Genomic DNA, 17917 nt, shown 5'->3' on the forward strand with positions numbered 1-17917 from the left:
GCCTGGGACCAGCCGTGGGGGCCCGGACAGCAGTACGGCCGGCCGCAGGGCGAGAGCTGGCCGACCCCGCCCGGCGCCCAGCCCTGGGGCTCCCCGGAGACCGGCGGCCACCCCACCGACCCGCAGGGATGGCCCGCGCAGGGCGGCCCCGGCGGCCTGCCGCCCGAGGCGGGCCCCGGCCCACTGCCCCCGGAGAACGCGCAGCCCCCGGCGTACGGCGCCCCGGCCCCGACCGGCCACCCACAGGGCGCGCAGCAGCCGTACGGACAACCGGAGTACGGACAGAACGCCTACGGCCAGCAGCAGCAGCCGCAGCAGTACGGCCAGCAGGCCCACGGCCAGCATGGGCAGCAGCTGCACGGACAGCACGGGCAGCAGGCTCCGGGTCAGCACGGCCAGCAGCCGCAGCACGACCAGCAGGCGCACAGTCAGCAGACCCACGGACAGCAGGGCCAGCCGCAGCACGGCCAGCACGGCCAGCAGCCGCACGGGCCGCAGGCTCCGGGGCAGCACGGCCAGCAGGCTCACGGCCAGCACGCGCAGTCGCCGCACGGTCAGCACGCGCAGCCGCCGCACGCGCAGCCGCCCTCCGTGCCGCTTCCGCCTGCCGACGAGGGCGCCACCCAGTACCTGCCGCCCGTCGGCATGCCCGCCGACGAGGGGGCGACGCAGTACATACCCCCCGTCTCTCCGGGGGCGCTGCCGCCCGAGAGACCCCCCGCCGGCCCGCCCTCCGACGCCACGCAGTTCCTCGGCCACGCCCCGCACCCCGCGGCCGGCCACCAGCCAGCCCCGGCGGCCCCTCACCCCGACGCCGAGGCCACGCAGTACATCGCGCCCGTGCCCGCCGGGCCCCACGGCGGTATCCCCGGTGACGACGGCCGGCAGCCGCCCGCCGAGTTCGACAGCCTCTTCCGCAGCGCCCCCGACGGCCCCGCCTCCGCCACCCAGCAGATGCCCCGCTTCGACGAGCCGGGCCCCGCGCACTCCGCGGACCCGTCCGGATACGCCCCGCAGGGCCCGGGCGGCGGCGGCAGGCGTCGCGGCGGCCACGACGACGGGGGCCGGGGCGGCCGCGGCGGCCGGACCGGCTCGCGCCTGCCGCTCCTCGCGGCCGTGGGCGTCGGCATCGCCGTCGTCGGGATCGGCGCCGGCGCGATGATGGGCGGCGGGGGCGACGACGACGACAAGGACGCCAACCAGACCGTGTCCGCCACGGCCCCCGCGGAGTCCGCGTCGGCCTCGGCGTCACCGTCCGCCGACCCGGTCCGCGAGCAGGCCGTCGCGCTGGACAAACTGCTCGCCGACAGCGGCAGCAGCCGCACCACCGTGATCAACGCGGTGGCCGACGTGAAGTCCTGCGACAAGCTGCCCGAGGCCGCCAAGAACCTGCGCGAGGCCGCCAAACAGCGCACCGGGCTCGTCACCAGCCTCTCCCAGCTGTCCGTGGACAAGCTGCCCGCCCACGCCGAGCTGACCGCCGCGCTCACCAAGGCATGGCAGGCCTCGGCGTCGGCCGACAACCACTACGCGGCCTGGGCCGACCAGACGGCCGGGAAGAAGGGCTGCAAGAAGGGCAAGGCCCACACCACCTCCGAGACGCAGGCCGGCAACCGGGCGAGTGGCACGGCGAGCAAGGAGAAGGAGAAGGCCGCCGACCTCTGGAACACCATCGCCAAGCAGTACGGCCTGACCGAGCGCGAGCCGACCCAGCTCTGACCGCCCGCGGTCCGGCTCAGGTGATGTCGGCGTCGCGCAGGGTCCGGGTCGTGTCGACGGCGCCCTCGCGGGCCGACACCAGCCGGCCCTGCCGGACGACCTGGAGGGTGACCTCCGTGTTGACCAGCCGCGGGAAACCGACCGAGGCCAGCTTGTCCTGGAACCTCCACTGGAGCGTCGGCGTGAGGCCGCCCGTGCCGACCTTCAGCCCGCCGTCCAGGGCCCGGGTGACACGGTCGGCGCTCACCGGGCCGTCCCCGAGCGACTCGACGACCCCCTTGAACACGGTGTACGCGATCCAGGTGGTCTGCACCCCGGCGTCCGCGGCGTCGACGCTGTTGTCGCCGAACGCCTCCTCCTGGACGACCTTCTTCATCCCGTCCCAGGCCGGATCGCCCACCTCCGGGTACCAGCCGGTGACGTACGCGCCCTCGTAGGGCCCCGAGGCGCCGCCGGACGCGTTGACGGTCGACTGGTCGACGCTGCCGAGCACGGTCGCCGTCCGCACCTCCGGATACTCCTCGCGGGCCCGCCGGAAGGAGTCCATGAAGGTGCCGGTGCGGTCCCCGAGGACGGGCACCACGCACCCCTTCCGCGCCGGGTCGGCGGTCGCCTGCCGCAGCGCCCGGCCGGACTCGCCGTCGTACGCGGTGGCGTCCTCCTTCGCCTTCTGGTCGTGGGCCGGGGCGTGCCCGCCCGCGGTGAGCCCCGAGTCGAGCAGCGCGGGCAGCTGGTCGCCGGCGATGGTGTCGGGGCGGACGAGCGTGACGGCACCGCAGGGCTCGGCGAGCGCGCTGCCCAGACCGGCGAGCAGCGCGGGCTGGCCGCCGTTGACGGGGTAGGACAGCGGGCTGGTGAACTCGGCGTTGGTGATGCCGTAGCCGCCGATGTACGGGATGCCGGCGCCCTCCAGGACGGGGAAGAACGAGTCGGCGTGCTGGCTGTAGGAGCCGACCACGGCGACCGCGCCCTCCTTGACCGCGCGGCGGGCGCACTTCGCGGCGGCCACGCTGTCGTTGTGGTCGTTGCAGGTCAGGACGTTCAGCCTGCGTCCGCCCAGGCCGCCGTGGGCGTTGACCCAGCGGGCGTAGGCGCGGGCGAAGGCGGGCATGCCCGGCTTGTTGGTCGCGCCGGTGTCCGAGGGCGCCCAGGTCATGACGGTGACCGGGTCGTCCCCGGAGCCCCCCGTGACACCGGGGACGACCCCGCAGCCGGTGAGGAGCGACACGCACGCCGCCAGCGCGCCCGCGGTCAGCGCCCCGGCCCGGGCGGGCCGGGGGAGGCCGGGGAGGAATGTGCTGCGGTGGTGTCGCCTGCCGGTCATGGTCACGCACGATTCCGCCACCCGGATAACCTGGAAGTGACCTCCGGTCAACGCACGGTGACGCCGAGGTGAATTGCGGGGGCCGGTACGTCACGGGTGGAGGGGAACGTACGATCGATGACCGTGCAAGGTTCGGAGAACTCTTCCCGTCGCGGCCGTCGCTCCTCCACCATGGGCGGCATGCCACTCAACGACATGCCGTGGTGGCGCTGGCGCAGCCAGGTGCGCTCCGCGCTGCACATGCTCTCCGCGCCCGCGTTCCAGCGGGACGTCTGGCTGGCCGGCACGCCCGGCTACGGGGACGTCACCGACGCGGTGTACCGGCTGGTGGAGGACACCTGGCTGGACCACTGGTCCGCGGAGAAGTACGTCGGCACCATCTTCCGCGACTCCCAGGAGGCGGCCCTCGTCGACGCCGCCGTGCTGCGGGTCCTCAGGATCGTGCACCAGGTGGGGCCGGACGCGCCGGTGGCCGCCTACCTCGACCACCCGGACTGGCCGGAGGCGGTGCGGGCGGCGCGGGACGCGCACGTGCGGCTGGCCGCGGGTGACGGCGAGGAGCCGGACTCGGAGCCCCGCAGCCTGGAGGTGCTGCGGATCATGACGCGGTCCGCCTGAGCCCGTCCGCCTGAGCCCGTCCGCCTGACGGGCGGCCGTGGGCCCGGGAGGGCCGGATATGGGACCCTGTCCCCCATGAACGAGCAGTCCAGCCCCGCCGCCGCTCCGGCCGACCAGTACGTCCTCACCCTGTCCTGCCCCGACAAGCAGGGCATCGTGCACGCCGTGTCGAGCTACCTGTTCATGACCGGCTGCAACATCGAGGACAGCCAGCAGTTCGGCGACCACGACACGGGACTGTTCTTCATGCGCGTCCACTTCTCGGCCGAGGCGCCGGTGACCGTGGACAAGCTGCGGGCGAGCTTCGCGGCGATCGGCGACTCCTTCCACATGGACTGGAAGATCAACCGGGCCGACGAGAAGATGCGCATCGTGCTCATGGTCAGCAAGTTCGGGCACTGCCTGAACGACCTGCTGTTCCGGGCCCGGATCGGCGCGCTGCCCGTGGAGATCGCGGCCGTGGTGTCCAATCACACCGACTTCGCGGAGCTGGTGGGGTCCTATGACATTCCCTTCCACCACATCCCCGTGACGAGGGACACCAAGGCGGACGCGGAGGCGCGGCTGCTGGAGCTGGTGCGCGAGGAGAACGTCGAACTCGTCGTGCTGGCCCGCTACATGCAGGTCCTCTCGGACGACCTGTGCAAGCAGCTCAGCGGCCGGATCATCAACATCCACCACTCGTTCCTGCCGAGCTTCAAGGGCGCGAAGCCGTACCACCAGGCGTACGCCCGGGGCGTGAAGCTGATCGGCGCGACGGCGCACTATGTGACGGCCGACCTCGACGAGGGGCCGATCATCGAGCAGGAGGTCGAGCGGGTCGGCCACGAGGTCACTCCGGACCAGCTGGTGGCTGTGGGGCGGGACGTGGAGTGCCAGGCGCTGGCGCGGGCCGTGAAGTGGCATGCGGAGCGGAGGATTCTGCTGAACGGGCGACGGACGGTGGTGTTCGCCTAGCGGCTCGGGGGTTCTGTCTCGTCGGCGGCTGCGGGCAGTCGGTGGCTGGCCGCGCAGTTCCCCGCGCCCCTTTGGGGCGCGTTCACTGGACGTACCTCAAGGGGCGCGGGGAACTGCGCGACCAGCCCCCACGCACCCGCAGCCGCCGGCGAGACAGGAACCCGCCCCTACATCCTGCTCAGGCTCGCCGCCGCGAACAGCACATCCCTGATCGCCTCCCGGTCCCCCACCTGCCCCGCCGCGGCCTCCGCCGGAGGCACATGGCCTGCGGCCAGCCGGCAGAACTCCACGCCGTCCAGGGCGACATGCGCCACCTCAAGATCCGCGGAGCCCACCGCCGCCGGTGAGTCCAGCGGGATCAGCCACTCGCCGCCGCCCGAGCCCTCGATCTCCAGCCGCAGGCTGCGCCCCGGCTCGCCCGCCGTGACCAGGTGCCGGCCGCCCGCGGACGCCGCGAGACCCGCCCTGCGGCGCTCGGCCAGGACACCCGGCAGCATCCGCGCGGCGAGGTCGATCATGCGGTTGAGATGGCGCGGCGAGGGCGGCTCGTACGGGTAGTCGACCGCGTCGGCGATGTCCTCCGCGTGCACCCAGCACTCGAAGGCCCGGTCCAGCATGGCGTCCCGCAGCGGCAGCTCGAAGTCGCCGTACGAGACCGGCATCCGGCCCGCGCCGCCACCCGTACCGCCCGTGCCGCCGGTGAACGCCACGGTCCGGACGATGGCGTGGCTCTGCTCGCGCCACGGCGCCCGCACCGCGCGCGTGGGCGGGTAGTGCGAGGCCCGCCAGTACGCCTCGGTGCGGCCGGCCGGCGCCGGGGCGTGGGCGGTGATCTCGCCGAGCGGGTCGGGCAGGCCCAGCGCGACCCCGACCAGACCGTCGACCGTCAGCAGGTGCGCGATGACCCCGGCGACGGTGGTGCGCCGGCTCGCCGTGCCGTCGTCGCCGAACCAGCGCAGCCGTACCGGCGCGTGCCACTCGGAGTCACCGAAGTCCTGGAGCAGCGCGTCCAGCCGCGCCGTCTCGGCGTCGTACGGCGCGGCCCACTCGGGCACCGGGATGCGCGGCGGGCGGCGTTCCAGGCAGCCGTCCAGGACACGGGTGCGCAGGCCGGGGTCCAGGTCGAGGCTCTCGGGGCGCTGGAGCAGTCCGACGGCGTCGCGCAGCCGCAGTGCCTCCTCCGCGCAGGCGCCGCACTCGCCGAGGTGGTCCTCGACGGCCGCGGCCTCCTCCGGGGAACAGGCGGCCAGCGCCCAGGCACCGAGGAGGGAGGTCAGCACGTGATGCTCCAGTGCGAGGGGTGCGGCCGGTTCCACCGCGGGCAGCGGACGCCCGCCGTCCTCGACGGAGACACGCGGCAGCGGGATGCGCGGCGCGCGACCGGGCCCGTCGTACGCCCCGCCCCCGTCGCCCGCGTCCTTCTCGGCGCCCTCGTCACGCTCGCCGTTCTCGTCGTACGCCCCGCTCATGCCGCACCCCCGTATCCCGGCGGTGCCCCCGGTGATCCGGCGTCGCGGGCGGTGGCCAGCAGTTGCAGGCCGAGGCGCAGGCGGCGGCGGGCCTCGTCCTCCGTGACGCCGAGGTCGGCGGCGGTCTGGCGGTAGTCCCGGCGCTGGAAGTAGGCCAGCTCCAGGGCGTTGCGCAGCGGGGCCGGCATGGACTGGACGATGTAGTCGGCGCGGGCCGCGACCGAGGCGTGGCGCACCTTGCGCTCCAGCTCCTCGGTGGTGCCGGGGCCGCCGCGCGCGAGGGCGGCCGCCTCGGTGGCCCGCAGCCGCTGCACGGCCAGGCGGTGGGTCAGCGTGGCGACCCAGCTGCGCAGCGGGCCCTGCTTGGGGTCGTAGGTGTCGGGGTGCTGCCAGACGTGCGCGAACACGTCGCGGGTGATGTGGTCGGCGGCCCGCTCGTCGTCCAGCACGCGGTGCGCGAGGCCGTGCACCAGTGAGGCGAACCGGTCGTAGAGCTCCCCGAGGGCGGCGGCCTCGCCCCGGGCGAGCCGCTGCTGCATCTTGCGGTCCCAGCGCAGCGGCAGGTCCTTCTTCGCCATCCGGCTCCTCCACCCCCCTGCTCGGGCCCGACGGCCGGGCCGGTCCCGTGCCGGCCTCCAGCCTGTGGCCACCGTCTCCTCGAATGTAGTCGGCACGTCCGACAACGCACGCCCCTTTGTGTCAATGCGCGCCCCCGGCGGGCCCCAGGTGGTAGGGCGCTCATCGGGCTCTCAGATCGACCCCCTACCCTCCATCGTGCGACCGAATTCGATCGAACAGGATCGAAACCGTCTGAAACAAGCCTCTTTTGATCGCGGCCCGTTTCCGGCCGGGTGTTTGCGGGAACGGCCGGTGGGCAGGCGCGCGGCCAAGAAGCGTAGGCGTGGCTTCCGTTTCGGGTGAGTCAGGACGTACCGGCGAATGAAGGGCATGGTGGTGGCGTTCAAGGTGACCGGCGGCGAGCGGGGCGACTGGGCCGTGCTCCAGGTGTCGGGCGAACTGGACCTGGTGACGTCCCCGGTGCTGCGGCAGCGGGTGCACGACGAGGTGGCCGAGGGGCGGCACAGCCTCGTCCTGGACCTCTCCGAGGTCCTGTTCTGCGATTCCAGCGGGGTCGGGGTGCTCATCGCGTCCCGGCGCCTCATCCGCTCCTGCCAGGGCCGGCTGCGCCTGATACTGCCCGCGCAGGGCGCCGTCGACGGCTCCCACGTCAACCGCGTCCTCGGCGCGCTCGGCGTACGCCGTCTCTTCGACTGCCACCCCGACCTCACCTCGGCGACCGGCGACGAACCGCGCCCGCTCTCCGCGTAGGGGCACGCCCTGACGTGCCCGGAGGAGGGGCGGGCACCCGTTCGCCCTGCGGGCGGGCCCCGGGCGTCGTACCCTCCGTGCGAGACGCACCCACCGACGTGATGTGAAGGCGGTCGGAGAAGACATGGTCAGCAGCGAGTACGAGCGCAGGATCGCGGCGCGGTTCGCCACCTTCGACCAGGACGGCAACGGCTACATCGACCGGCAGGACTTCAGCGCGGCGGCCAAGGCGGTGCTCGCCGAGTTCGCCGTCGCCGCCCGGTCCGACCGGGGACAGGCTCTGTACGGCGGAGCGGAGGCGCTCTGGCAGGGCATGGCCGGCATCGCCGACCGCGACGGCGACCAGCGCATCACCCGTGAGGAGTTCGTCACCGCGGCGGTCAAGCGGCTGCGCGACAACCCGGAGCGGTTCGCCGAGATCGCCCGCCCGTTCCTGCACGCGGCCCTCGCGGTCGCCGACGCGGACGGCGACGGAGCCGTCACGGTCGCCGAGACCGCGCGGGTGCTCACCGCGCTCGGTGTCCCCGGCGACACCGCCCGGACCGTCGCCGCCGGACTCGACGCGGACGGCGACGGCAAGGTGGGGGAGGCGGAGGCCGTCCCGGCGTTCGCCCGCTGGTTCACCGTGCCCGAGTGACACACGCGGCACTGCGGCGTCCGCGTTCGCGGTGTCGCCCGCGGTGTCCCTCGCGGTGTCGCGGATCGTGGCAGTGCGTGATCACGCAGCGTAGGCATCCGGCCGTCTCCGGCGTGTGCGCCGTCACGGCCCGGAGTCGGCGCCGTGCTCCGGTACCTTGTGTGGGATGCGAGTGCTTCCGAGCGCCGGCCGCGTCGGTGCCGCCCCCCGGGCGGCTCCGGAACCGGGCGTGTGCGCCTTGCCCCGCAGGGCGGAACGGCCGTCGGCCGCCGCCTGTTCGACTGCCCCGACCGAGCGTCGCACAGTATGCCGCACGGGTACTCCTTCGCGCTGGAATATGCCCGAAGCGCTTGTTGGGGTGACGGAACGTCAACCATGCTGTCCTGTACGGGATTCACGTTCCGTGAACCTCGACCCGGCCGTTGTTCTGGCCATGCAGAGAATGGCTACGATCGTGGCCCTCATGAGGCGCGAGCCTTTGTGTCCGCCGGTTCGGATGGTGTGAGCGGTGCAGGTGCTTCAAGTGCAGCTGGAGATCCGGCCCGACCCCGCAGAGGTCGGGCGAGCCCGTCGGTGGGCCCGCTCACGGCTCGCCGGATCCGGGATACAGGCCGACGAACCCCTCGCCGAGACGCTGGTCCTGCTCGTCTCCGAGCTCGTGACCAACGCCGTGGTGCACACCGGCTGCCCCGCCGTGCTGCGGCTCGTGCTGCCGGGCGCGGTGGGCGAGGAGACCACGGTCCGCCTGGAGGTGGACGACACCAGCGGCCGCGCCCCGGTGCCCCGGTGCGTGGACGGCGACGCGACGGGCGGCCGGGGCCTCGCCCTGGTCGACGGGCTCGCCGACCGCTGGGGCTGGAGCCGCGAGGGCGCCGGCAAGCGCATCTGGTGCGAGCTGGACCGCTGTCCCGAGCCGGCGGACGCCCCGCCGGCCTGCGCGGGCGGCGCGGCCGCCCACGAAGGGCTGGCCTACGAGGCGGTGTAGGCCCCGGTGCGGGACGTGCCGAGCGCATCGGCCGCCGCTTCCGCCGGTGCCGATGCGGCAGTGCGCCGGGCCGTGCTTCCGTGCGCGCCCCGCGCGAACGGGCGCCAAGTGGGTGCACAACCCTGCCCGGTTGACGGATGGTGACCGTTTCTTCACGCTTGTAGGCAGCGATTCGCCGCGAGGGGACGGCGAGGCCTCGGTGACGGAGTCCTCGGCGAGTGTGGGTCGTGATTCGGCGGCGGTTCCCTCGGGGGCGACGGGGACCGGACGGGAGCGCCGGAGTCGGGTGGCGGCGTGCGGTGCCCACGCCCGGGGCGGGCGGAGAGCGCCGCGCCGCCGGCCGACATCCTCCGACGGCGCCCTCATTCTCCACAGGCTGTGGACAACTCCGCGCGAAACGTCCGCCGGTACGCGGTCGGCGTGACCCCGAGCACCGCCTGAAGGTGCTGCCGCATCGACTGCGCCGTCCCGAAGCCCGCCTCCCGGGCCACCTGGTCGACGGACAGGCCGGTGGACTCCAGGAGGTGCCGGGCCCGTTCCACCCGCTGCCGGGTCAGCCACTGGCCGGGACTGACGCCGACCTCCTCGCGGAACCGGCGGGTGAAGGTCCGCACCGACATGGCCTCCCGCTCGGCCATGTCCCGCAGCTGGATGGGCTCCCGGAGCCGGCCGAGCGCCCAGGCGCGGGCGCCGGTCGTGGACGACTGCTGCGGATCGGGCACCGGCCGCTCGATGTACTGGGCCTGCCCTCCGTCGCGGTACGGCGGCACGACGGTCCGGCGGGCCACGTCGTTGGCGACGGCGGTGCCGTGGTCCCGGCGCACGATGTGCACGCACAGGTCGATCCCGGCCGCGACGCCGGCCGAGGTGAGCACGTCGCCGTCGTCGACGAACAGCACGTCGGCGTCCACCCGGACCTTCGGGAACAGACGCTGGAAGTGGGCGGCGGACGCCCAGTGCGTGGTCGCCGGGCGGCCGTCCAGCCGGCCCGCGGCGGCCAGCACGTAACCGCCGGTGCAGATGGCGACCAGCCGGGTGCCGGGCCGGATCCGGGCCAGCGCGGCGGCCAGCTCCCCGGTCAGCCTGCCCTCCTCGTGCACCGGGCCCAGCTCGTACGACGCCGGGACGACGACCGTGTCGGCACCGGCCAGCGCCTGAGGCCCGTTCTCGACCATGACCGCGAAGTCGGCGTCCGTCTGCACCGGCCCAGGCGGCCGGACCGAGCAGGTGACGACCTCGTACAGCCGGCGCCCCCGCTCGTCGCGGGCGAGGCCGAAGATGCGCTGGGGGATGCCCAGTTCGAAGGGGAGCAGACCGTCGAGGGCGAGGACGACGACGCGGTGCGGGCGGGGCGTACGATCGGACGGCATGGCCCGATCCTAGCGAACCCTGTCTTCCGGGCCACTCGATCGGGCGGCGGCGACCGGGGAAGCTCGGTGACGTGACCCAGACAACCGACGCCACCGTGGCCGCGACGCCGTCCGAGCCCACCCCGCCGCGCCGCGGACCCAGGGTGCACCGCGCCTGGTGGGTGGCCGCCGTGACCTTCGTGACGATCATCGGCGCCGCCGCCTTCCGTTCCCTGCCCGGCATCCTCGTCGACCCGCTCCAGGACGACTTCGGCTGGTCGCGGGGCACGATCGGGGCCGCCGTCTCCGTCAACCTCGCGCTCTACGGCCTGACCGCGCCCTTCGCCGCCGCGCTGATGGACCGCTTCGGCATCCGCCGCGTGGTGGCCGTCGCCCTGACCGTCATCGCGCTCGGCTCGGGCCTGACGGTGTGGATGGACTCGGCCTGGCAGCTCATCCTCTGCTGGGGCCTGCTGGTCGGCCTCGGCTCCGGCTCGATGGCGCTGGCGTTCGCCGCCACCGTCACCAACCGCTGGTTCACCGAGCGGCGCGGGCTGGTCACCGGCCTCCTCACCGCCGCCTCGGCCTCCGGACAGCTGATCTTCCTCCCCGTGCTGTCCTGGATCGTCGAGACGTACGACTGGCGCCCCGCCGCCGTCACCGTCGCCCTCGCCGCGCTCGCCGTCGTCCCCTTCGTCTGGCTCCTGCTGCACGACCACCCGGCCGACATCGGCCAGAAGCCGTACGGCGCCGAGGAGTTCGTGCCCAAGCCCGCCCCCGTCCCCGGTGCCGCCCGCCGCGCCCTCAAGGTCCTGTTCTCCGCCGTCCGCACCGGCCCGTTCTGGCTCCTCGCCGGCACCTTCGCGATCTGCGGCGCCTCCACCAACGGCCTGATCCAGACCCACTTCGTGCCCGCCGCCCACGACCACGGCATGCCGCTGACCGCCGCCGCGTCGCTGCTCGCCGTCATCGGCGTCTTCGACGTCATCGGCACGGTCGCCTCCGGCTGGTTCACCGACCGCTTCGAGGCGCGCCGCCTGCTCGCCGTCTACTACGCCCTGCGCGGCGTCTCCCTGCTCTTCCTCCCCTTCCTGCTCGCGCCCGGCGTCCACCCGCCCATGATCTTCTTCATCGTCTTCTACGGCCTCGACTGGGTCGCCACCGTCCCGCCCACCCTCGCCCTGTGCCGCGAGCAGTACGGCGAGGACAGCGCGATCGTCTTCGGCTGGGTCCTCGCCTCCCACCAGATCGGCGCGGCCCTCGTCGCCTTCCTCGGCGGCGTCGCCCGCGACACCTTCGGCACGTACGACGTCGTCTGGTACGCCTCGGGCGCCCTGTGCGCGGTGGCGGCCCTGATGTCCCTGGTCATCCGCCGCGGGCCGACTCCGGCGGTCGCGGTGGCGTGACCCGCGACTGCGCGGGCCCGGCGTCAGCGCGGCAGGCGGGAGACTCGGGCGGCCTCGGTCTTCGTGATCGTCGTGGCGATGCGGGTGGCGTCGCGGGTGAGTTCGCGGAGCATGCCGCTGATCGGGTTGGTGTAGCCCGTGAAGTAGAGGCCGGGGGCGTTCGGCGGGGTGTGGGGGCCTCGGGTGAGGGGGGTGCCGTCGGGGGCGAGGACGTCGAGGTGGCCCACCAGGGGTTCCAGGCCGCGCAGGTAGCCCGTGGCCGCGATCACCGCGTCGGGGGCGACGCGGGTGCCGTCGGCGAGGAGGACCTTGTCGTCCTCGAAGCCCTCCACCGCGGCGACGACCTCCACCCGGCCCGAGCGGACCGCGTCGATCAGGCCGGCGTCCTGCACCGGGATCGCGCCCTGCCGGGCCCGGGTGTAGAGCCCGGTCGCGGGGCGCGGCAGGCCCTGGGCCGACAGGTCGGGCACGCTCAGCCGGGACAGCGGCCGGGCCAGCCGGTCGACCAGGCCCACCGGGAGGCGCCGGCACAGGACGCCGGTGTACTGGGCGGGCCAGCCCGCGGTGGAGCGGCGGACGATGTGCGGCGGGGTGCGGACGGACAGGCGCACCCGGGAGGCACCGCCCTCCACCAGGTCCACGGCGATCTCGGCACCGGTGTTGCCGACGCCGACGACCAAGACGTCCCGGCCGGCGTAGGGGGCCGCGTTCCGGTACTCGGCGGCGTGCCGCAGCTCGCCGGTGTACGTGTCACGGCCGGGCCAGTCCGGCAGGCGAGGGGTGTGGTTGTGGCCGGTGGCGACCACCACCGCGGCGCCGGTCAGCTCCCGGCCCCCGGAGGCGTGCAGCACCCAGCCGGCGCCGCCCGGCGCGCGCTCGACGCGGGAGACCTCGACCCCGGTGACGATCTCCAGCTGATGGTGGTCGGCGTACTTCTCCAGGTACCGAACCACGTCGTCCCGGGCCGGCCACCGCCCGAAGCGGCGCGGCATCGGCAGGCCGGGCAGTGCCGACAGGCGGCGGGTGGTGTGCAGGCGGAGCCGGTCGTAGTGCCGCCGCCAGGACGCGCCGACCCGGTCGGCCCGTTCCAGGACGACGGCACGCAGGCCCCGTGCGCGCAGCGCCTGGGCGACGGCCAGGCCGCCCGGGCCGCCGCCTATGACGTACACGGGAAGGTCCGCGGGGTGGGCGGACCGGGGGTCAGCGGACGCTGTGGAGTCGGCCATGCGGCGAGCGTAATCCCGGCCCGGCTTGATGGGTCTCGGTCAAGACCGGAATCGGTTGCGGATCGGTCACGGAAAATCCGCGGGCCCCGCCGGCCCCCGGTCGGATTGAATGGACGGATGGCCCACACACGTATGCACACCCTCGCCCCCTCCGTCACCGGACCGCGTGGGCACGGCCTCCGCCTGTGTGCCTGGGACGCCGGCGACGACGCCGACGCGCAGGCGTGGCTGCGCGGCCACCTGGACCCCGACTTCCAGCGCTGGAACACACCGCTCAGGCCGACGACCGACCTCAGGGCGGCCCGCGAGTCGCTGCGCGCGCGGGCCCGGGACGCCGGCGAGGGCCGGTCCGCGTCGTTCCGGATCACGGACGGCGCGGACGGCACGACGCTCGGGCACCTCGGCGTCGGCGAGATCAACCCGTACCTGAAGCAGGCCCACGTCGGCTACTGGGTGCTGCCCGAGGCCCGCGGCAGGGGCGTCGCCACCCGCGCCCTGCTCCTCGCCTCGCGCTGGGCCTTCGCCGAACTCGGCGTCCACCGCCTGGAACTGGGCCACGCGCTGGGCCACGGCGCCTCCTGCCGGGTCGCCGAGCGGTGCGGGTACGCCTACGAGGGCACGATGCGCGGGGCCATGTTCGAGGCCGGCCGGCACGACGCGTTCCGGGACGCCCACCTGCACGCCCGGCTGGCGACCGACGCGGAGCCGGCCGCCCCCGAGCCGCGCTGAGACCCGCTCACGGCCACAGCAGCTGCGTGCGCCAGCCCTCCTCCGCCCGCCGGTAGGCGAGACGTACGTGGCGGCGCCGGGCGTCGCCCTGGAAGAACTCCACCTCGTCCGGCCGCAGCCGGTACAGCGTCCAGGACGGCACGGCCGCGTCCGGCTCCCGCTCCGCCTGCTCCCAGGCGGCCCCGGAGGCGCGCGCCAGCTCGTCCGGGGTGCTCAGCGGCGCGCTCTGCCGACCGGTGAGCGCGGCGGCCAGCGCACCGGTGGACCGGGCGCGCAGGTCGGCCCGCGCCTCCTCGGCCGGGGCGACGGCGACCGGGCCGCGCACCCGCACCTGGCGGCCCAGCACCGGCCAGTAGAAGACGAGCGCGGCGTACGGCCGGGCGGCGAGGTGGCGGCCCTTGCGGCTGTCGGCGTGCGTGGCGAAGGACCAGCCGTCCGCGTCCGCGCCGTGCAGCATCACGATCCGCACGTCCGGCCACCCCTCGGCGTCGGCCGTCGCCAGCGACACGGTGTGCGGCTCGCTCTGGCCGGCCGCCACCGCCTCGGCGAACCACCGGGTGAACAGGGTCAGCGGATCGCCGGGCGCGCGGGCCGGGTCGAACGGGGGCAGCTCGGTGACCGCCGGGTCCCAGACCCGCAGTGACCTCAGCAGCTCGTGAAGATCGGTTTCCATGCCCCGATTGTCACGTGATCACGGCCCGGGGGTGGGGTTTCGCCGTACGGTTCACACCTGGCCGAGGTCGGAGGAGACCCAGCGCTCGGGCCGCATCCGGACGACGACCTGCTCGCCGTGGTTCTTCCAGGCGAAGTCGACGTAGCCGTCGACCTTCTCGGCGGGGAGGTACCGCGCGGACATCTCCCGCAGCAGTTCGATCGTCCCGGGGGCCGTCTCGACGACCGGGCCCTCCACCGACACGTAGCGGATGGTGGGCTCCAGCCGGTCGACCAGGAGGGAGAACCGGCCCGCGGCCTGGATCAGCTTGTTCTTGCGGCTGTCGAGCCCGGTCATGATCCAGGCGTCGCCGCCGGCCTCGTACTGGTACCAGATCGGCACGGTCAGGGGGGCGCGTCCGCCTTCCGCGTCCACCGCCAGCGCGGCGATGTGGGGCTCGGCCAGGAACTGTTCACGCTCTTCGCGGCTCAGGGCCATTCCGGTCTCCTCCAACGGTGTTCAGGTGTCCGGCAGTTCGGGTGCCCGCATCGTGCGCAACATCGCGCGGGCGGGCGGTTGTTCCCCTGCGGGCCGGCCGGCGGCCCGGCACCACGGTCGGGGTGCGGCGAGCGGGCGCCTGACGGGAGGGAGGCGTGGGGGAGCCGGGGAGTCACCGGCGGGGGCGAGGCGTCCGAGGGGCGGGGCGTGGCGGATCGGGCAGGGATGACAGGCTGCCGCGTGACCGGTCGGGCGCGCTACTTCGAGGGCTTCTTGCCGGTGATGCCGAGGTACATCAACAGGGCCAGACTGGGCTTGAGTTCGGCCTGCTTCACGCCCCAGGACGTGAAGCCCTTCTGGTGCGAGGCGACGGCCGAGAGCATCGTGACCAGGGAACCGGCGATCGCCGCCGGGTTCACGTCCTTGTCGACCCTGCCCTTGGCCTGGAGTTCGGCGACGGAGTCCGCGAGGGCCGTGTTCACCGAGTTCAGGATCTTCATCCGGAGCTTGTAGAACCGCTTGTCGCCCTCCGCGGCGCCCAGGTCGACCACCCGGAGGATCGCGTCGTTCTTCCGCCAGAACTCCAGGAATCCGTCGACCAGTTCCTGTGCCGTCTGCCAGCCGGCCTTGCCGACCCAGGACCGGCCCGCCGCCAGCTCGGCCAGGCCGGAGCTCTCGGTGACCGTCTGCTCGGCGATCTCCAGGACGGCCCCCTCGACGTCCGGAAAGTACTGGTAGAAGGTCGCGGGCGACGTGCCTGCCTTCCGGGCGACATCGATGACCTTGACGTCCCGGTAGGGGGAGGAGCTCAGCATGTCGCCCAGGCAGTCGAGCAGTTTCTGCCGGGTCGCCTGCCCGCGTCGACCGGCCACGCGGCCGTCCACGGTGCGCACTTGTCCTGTCATGCCGTCAGCTTACCGACGGGCGTTCGCGGCGCGATTCGGCCGACTGCAAATGGGGTGCGCGGGCGCGGAGTGGCTGCTGTGCCTGGTCTGCGCGGTGCGCGCGACGCGGTTACGTTGGCGGCATGGCCGAAAACGGTGCATCCGCCCAGAGGGCGTCCGCGTACGCAGAAGGCGTCCCCTGCTGGGTGGACGCACAGCTCTCCGACGTCCGCGCGGGCAAGCGTTTCTACGGCGGGCTCTTCGGCTGGACCTTCGAGGAGATGCGGCCCGGCGCCCCCGCGTGGGCGACGCTGGACGGCGAGCCCGTCGCCGCGCTGGTCCCCAAGACGGACGGCCGGATGCCCACCGTGTGGACGGTGTACTTCGCCGCCCGCGACGCCGTCGGACTGGCCGGGCGGATCCGGGAGGCCGGCGGGCAGATCGTCACCCCGCCCGAGCCGGCCGACGGCCTGGGCACCACCGCCCTCGTCGCCGACCCCCAGGGTGCCGTCTTCGCCCTGCTCCAGCCGGCCCCCGGCGCCGACGGCACCGCCTTCGCCGGCTTCGGCAGGCGGCACGAGCCGGGCACCTTCGCCTGGGCCGAGCTGTACACCCGCGACACCGAGGCCGCCAACGCCTTCTACGGCGACCTGTTCCACGACGCCCTCTTCGGTCCCGGCGCCGCGCCCGACGTGGGCCGCGCCGCGGTGACCGACGTGTTCCCCGCCGAGATGCCCCCGCACTTCCTCGTGCACTTCCGGGTCGAGGACTGCGAGGCGGCGCTCGGCGCGGTGGGCCGGCTCGGGGGCCGGGTGCGGGTGCCGCCGTTCGAGACGTCGTACGGCACGGTGGCCGTGGTCTCGGACGGGCAGGGGGCGTCCTTCGCGCTGCTCCAGCGCTGAGGCGCACCGGGTGGCCGGACCCGGGTGGGTGTTCGCCCGGGATTGCGGCAGGACACCCCGATTGTCCCCGGGTTCGCCACCAGCGCTTCGGACAGGAAGAATCGGGGTGTGTGCCGCCGCGGCGGTGCGGTGGTGAGACGCTGCACGTCGGTCGCGTACATATGTGGGTGGCGCGGCTCGTACGGGGAGGTGGCAGGCAAGTGGTGGATCAGCTGACGCAGCACGATCCGCGGCGGATCGGGCCGTTCGAGGTGCTGGGGCGGCTCGGCGCCGGCGGCATGGGGCTGGTCTATCTGGCGCGCTCGGCGTCCGGCCGGCGCGTGGCGATCAAGACGGTGCGCACGGAGCTCGCCGAGGACCAGCTGTTCCGCGTCCGCTTCACGCGCGAGGTGGAGGCGGCCCGCGCGGTCTCCGGCTTCTACACGGCGGCCGTCGTCGATGCCGACCCCCGCGCCGCCGTGCCGTGGCTGGCCACCGCCTACGTCCCCGCGCCCTCCCTCGAGGAGATAGTGAACGAGTGCGGGCCGCTGCCGGCCCAGGCCGTGCGCTGGCTGGCCGCGGGCGTCGCGGAGGCGCTCCAGTCGATCCACGGCGCCGGGCTCGTCCACCGCGACCTCAAGCCGTCCAACGTCCTCGTCGTCGAGGACGGCCCCCGGGTGATCGACTTCGGTATCGCCTCCGGCGTCTCGAACACCCGTCTGACCATGACGAACGTCGCCGTCGGCACCCCGGCCTACATGTCCCCGGAGCAGGCGAAGGACTCGCGCAGCGTCACCGGCGCCAGCGACGTGTTCTCGCTCGGCTCCATGCTGGTCTTCGCCGCCACCGGCCACCCGCCCTTCCACGGCGCCAACCCGGTCGAGACGGTCTTCATGCTGCTGCGCGAGGGCCCCGACCTGGAGGGCCTGCCGGACGAGCTGCGTCCGCTCATCGAGGCGTGCATGCGGATGGAGGCGACGGCCCGCCCCAACCCCGCCGACCTCCAGTCCCAGCTCGCCCCGCACCTGTTCGGCTCCGGCTCCGACGACAGCGGCACGGCCTCGGCGTGGCTGCCCGAGCGGGCGGTGGGGCTCATCGAGGGCCGGCGCGGCGGCCGTACGTCGATCCGCCCCGCGGTGACGGCCGGCGGGCGCGGCGGCGGCTCGGGCGGTGTGCGTCCCGCCGTACCGGCGCCCCCGCTGCCGCCCCCGCCCTCGCACGACCCCGTCGTCCCGGCGCCGCACAGCCCCCCGG

19 protein-coding genes are annotated in these 17917 nt (G+C 74.2%); 10 read left to right on the plus strand and 9 right to left on the minus strand.

What is annotated here, in order from left to right:
• Positions 1-576: hypothetical protein (locus GTW67_RS38590; protein WP_524539802.1), on the minus strand; the 576-nt coding region annotated here is incomplete at its 3' end.
• 15 nt (positions 577-591) lie between these two features.
• Between GTW67_RS38590 and GTW67_RS21025 the strand changes: the two genes are divergently transcribed.
• Positions 592-1719, plus strand: coding sequence for a hypothetical protein (locus GTW67_RS21025; protein WP_524539803.1), 1128 nt, complete (start codon positions 592-594; stop codon positions 1717-1719).
• A gap of 16 nt (positions 1720-1735) precedes the next feature.
• Here the strand turns inward: GTW67_RS21025 and GTW67_RS21030 are convergent, their stop codons facing one another.
• Complete coding sequence (locus GTW67_RS21030) at positions 1736-3043, minus strand: ABC transporter substrate-binding protein (protein ID WP_161166352.1); 1308 nt, start codon at positions 3041-3043, stop codon at positions 1736-1738.
• A 117-nt stretch (positions 3044-3160) separates the two neighbouring features.
• On the opposite strand from GTW67_RS21030, the gene GTW67_RS21035 reads away from it, so the two are divergent.
• Together GTW67_RS21035 and purU are read left to right on the plus strand one after the other, a co-directional pair.
• On the plus strand, positions 3161-3661 hold the full coding sequence (locus GTW67_RS21035; RefSeq protein ID WP_161166353.1) for an SCO4402 family protein: 501 nt from the start codon (positions 3161-3163) through the stop codon (positions 3659-3661).
• A 75-nt stretch (positions 3662-3736) separates the two neighbouring features.
• Positions 3737-4618, plus strand: a complete 882-nt coding sequence (gene purU / locus GTW67_RS21040; RefSeq protein WP_161166354.1) for a formyltetrahydrofolate deformylase — start codon at positions 3737-3739, stop codon at positions 4616-4618.
• Positions 4619-4785: 167 nt separating this feature from the next.
• On the opposite strand, the gene GTW67_RS21045 is transcribed toward purU, so the two are convergent.
• Entirely contained in the window at positions 4786-6087 is a 1302-nt protein-coding gene (locus GTW67_RS21045) for a zf-HC2 domain-containing protein (RefSeq protein ID WP_161166355.1), read from the minus strand.
• Positions 6084-6665: a sigma-70 family RNA polymerase sigma factor gene (locus GTW67_RS21050; protein WP_161166356.1), complete on the minus strand. Its 582-nt coding sequence runs from the start codon at positions 6663-6665 to the stop codon at positions 6084-6086. The genes GTW67_RS21045 and GTW67_RS21050 overlap by 4 nt, the downstream gene beginning before the upstream one ends.
• Positions 6666-7035: 370 nt before the next feature.
• Between GTW67_RS21050 and GTW67_RS21055 the strand changes: the two genes are divergently transcribed.
• From GTW67_RS21055 to GTW67_RS21065, 3 genes are all read left to right on the plus strand, one after another.
• Positions 7036-7416, plus strand: coding sequence for an STAS domain-containing protein (locus GTW67_RS21055; RefSeq protein ID WP_161166365.1), 381 nt, complete (start codon positions 7036-7038; stop codon positions 7414-7416).
• Between the two features lie 124 nt (positions 7417-7540).
• A complete protein-coding gene (locus GTW67_RS21060; protein ID WP_161166357.1) occupies positions 7541-8053 on the plus strand; it encodes an EF-hand domain-containing protein in 513 nt (170 codons plus the stop codon).
• 523 nt (positions 8054-8576) lie between these two features.
• Positions 8577-9038: an ATP-binding protein gene (locus tag GTW67_RS21065; protein WP_161166366.1), complete on the plus strand. Its 462-nt coding sequence runs from the start codon at positions 8577-8579 to the stop codon at positions 9036-9038.
• A gap of 362 nt (positions 9039-9400) precedes the next feature.
• Here GTW67_RS21065 and GTW67_RS21070 read toward each other — a convergent pair whose 3' ends face one another.
• A complete protein-coding gene (locus GTW67_RS21070) occupies positions 9401-10408 on the minus strand; it encodes a GlxA family transcriptional regulator (RefSeq protein WP_161166358.1) in 1008 nt (335 codons plus the stop codon).
• Between the two features lie 71 nt (positions 10409-10479).
• On the opposite strand from GTW67_RS21070, the gene GTW67_RS21075 reads away from it, so the two are divergent.
• Positions 10480-11793, plus strand: a complete 1314-nt coding sequence (locus GTW67_RS21075; RefSeq protein ID WP_161166359.1) for an MFS transporter — start codon at positions 10480-10482, stop codon at positions 11791-11793.
• A 23-nt stretch (positions 11794-11816) separates the two neighbouring features.
• Here the strand turns inward: GTW67_RS21075 and GTW67_RS21080 are convergent, their stop codons facing one another.
• A complete protein-coding gene (locus GTW67_RS21080) occupies positions 11817-13019 on the minus strand; it encodes a flavin-containing monooxygenase (RefSeq protein WP_161166360.1) in 1203 nt (400 codons plus the stop codon).
• 117 nt (positions 13020-13136) lie between these two features.
• On the opposite strand from GTW67_RS21080, the gene GTW67_RS21085 reads away from it, so the two are divergent.
• A complete protein-coding gene (locus GTW67_RS21085) occupies positions 13137-13748 on the plus strand; it encodes a GNAT family N-acetyltransferase (RefSeq protein WP_202437493.1) in 612 nt (203 codons plus the stop codon).
• 7 nt (positions 13749-13755) lie between these two features.
• Here the strand turns inward: GTW67_RS21085 and GTW67_RS21090 are convergent, their stop codons facing one another.
• The 3 genes from GTW67_RS21090 to GTW67_RS21100 form a co-directional block, all read right to left on the minus strand.
• Positions 13756-14421 carry a pyridoxine/pyridoxamine 5'-phosphate oxidase gene (locus tag GTW67_RS21090; RefSeq protein WP_161166361.1) on the minus strand — a complete coding sequence of 222 codons (666 nt, stop codon included), beginning with the start codon at positions 14419-14421 and terminating at the stop codon, positions 13756-13758.
• 51 nt (positions 14422-14472) lie between these two features.
• Positions 14473-14898: a pyridoxamine 5'-phosphate oxidase family protein gene (locus GTW67_RS21095; protein WP_161166362.1), complete on the minus strand. Its 426-nt coding sequence runs from the start codon at positions 14896-14898 to the stop codon at positions 14473-14475.
• 257 nt (positions 14899-15155) lie between these two features.
• Positions 15156-15791 carry a TetR family transcriptional regulator gene (locus GTW67_RS21100; protein ID WP_161166368.1) on the minus strand — a complete coding sequence of 212 codons (636 nt, stop codon included), beginning with the start codon at positions 15789-15791 and terminating at the stop codon, positions 15156-15158.
• Positions 15792-15925: 134 nt separating this feature from the next.
• Here GTW67_RS21100 and kbpA point away from each other — a divergent pair, with 134 nt between their 5' ends.
• On the plus strand, positions 15926-16684 hold the full coding sequence (gene kbpA, locus GTW67_RS21105; protein ID WP_161166363.1) for an AfsK-binding protein KbpA: 759 nt from the start codon (positions 15926-15928) through the stop codon (positions 16682-16684).
• 200 nt (positions 16685-16884) lie between these two features.
• Positions 16885-17917 (plus strand): protein kinase domain-containing protein (locus GTW67_RS21110; RefSeq protein ID WP_161166364.1); only part of this gene is annotated, 1033 nt, incomplete at its 3' end.

Origin of the sequence: Streptomyces sp. SID5910 (assembly GCF_009862125.1) — a bacterium.
Classification (GTDB): Bacteria; Actinomycetota; Actinomycetes; order Streptomycetales; family Streptomycetaceae; genus Streptomyces.

What these genes read in the sequence shown, in the direction of transcription:
- GTW67_RS21050 (WP_161166356.1), bottom strand. Translation starts at nt 6,665, where the DNA reads ATGGCGAAGAAGGACCTGCCGCTGCGCTGGGACCGCAAGATGCAGCAG.
- GTW67_RS21035 (WP_161166353.1), top strand. Translation starts at nt 3,161, where the DNA reads ATGACCGTGCAAGGTTCGGAGAACTCTTCCCGTCGCGGCCGTCGCTCC.
- GTW67_RS21090 (WP_161166361.1), bottom strand. Translation starts at nt 14,421, where the DNA reads ATGGAAACCGATCTTCACGAGCTGCTGAGGTCACTGCGGGTCTGGGAC.
- GTW67_RS21030 (WP_161166352.1), bottom strand. Translation starts at nt 3,043, where the DNA reads ATGACCGGCAGGCGACACCACCGCAGCACATTCCTCCCCGGCCTCCCC.
- GTW67_RS21085 (WP_202437493.1), top strand. Translation starts at nt 13,137, where the DNA reads ATGGCCCACACACGTATGCACACCCTCGCCCCCTCCGTCACCGGACCG.
- GTW67_RS21045 (WP_161166355.1), bottom strand. Translation starts at nt 6,087, where the DNA reads ATGAGCGGGGCGTACGACGAGAACGGCGAGCGTGACGAGGGCGCCGAG.
- GTW67_RS21055 (WP_161166365.1), top strand. Translation starts at nt 7,036, where the DNA reads ATGGTGGTGGCGTTCAAGGTGACCGGCGGCGAGCGGGGCGACTGGGCC.
- purU (WP_161166354.1), top strand. Translation starts at nt 3,737, where the DNA reads ATGAACGAGCAGTCCAGCCCCGCCGCCGCTCCGGCCGACCAGTACGTC.
- GTW67_RS21080 (WP_161166360.1), bottom strand. Translation starts at nt 13,019, where the DNA reads ATGGCCGACTCCACAGCGTCCGCTGACCCCCGGTCCGCCCACCCCGCG.
- GTW67_RS21095 (WP_161166362.1), bottom strand. Translation starts at nt 14,898, where the DNA reads ATGGCCCTGAGCCGCGAAGAGCGTGAACAGTTCCTGGCCGAGCCCCAC.
- kbpA (WP_161166363.1), top strand. Translation starts at nt 15,926, where the DNA reads ATGGCCGAAAACGGTGCATCCGCCCAGAGGGCGTCCGCGTACGCAGAA.
- GTW67_RS21060 (WP_161166357.1), top strand. Translation starts at nt 7,541, where the DNA reads ATGGTCAGCAGCGAGTACGAGCGCAGGATCGCGGCGCGGTTCGCCACC.
- GTW67_RS21070 (WP_161166358.1), bottom strand. Translation starts at nt 10,408, where the DNA reads ATGCCGTCCGATCGTACGCCCCGCCCGCACCGCGTCGTCGTCCTCGCC.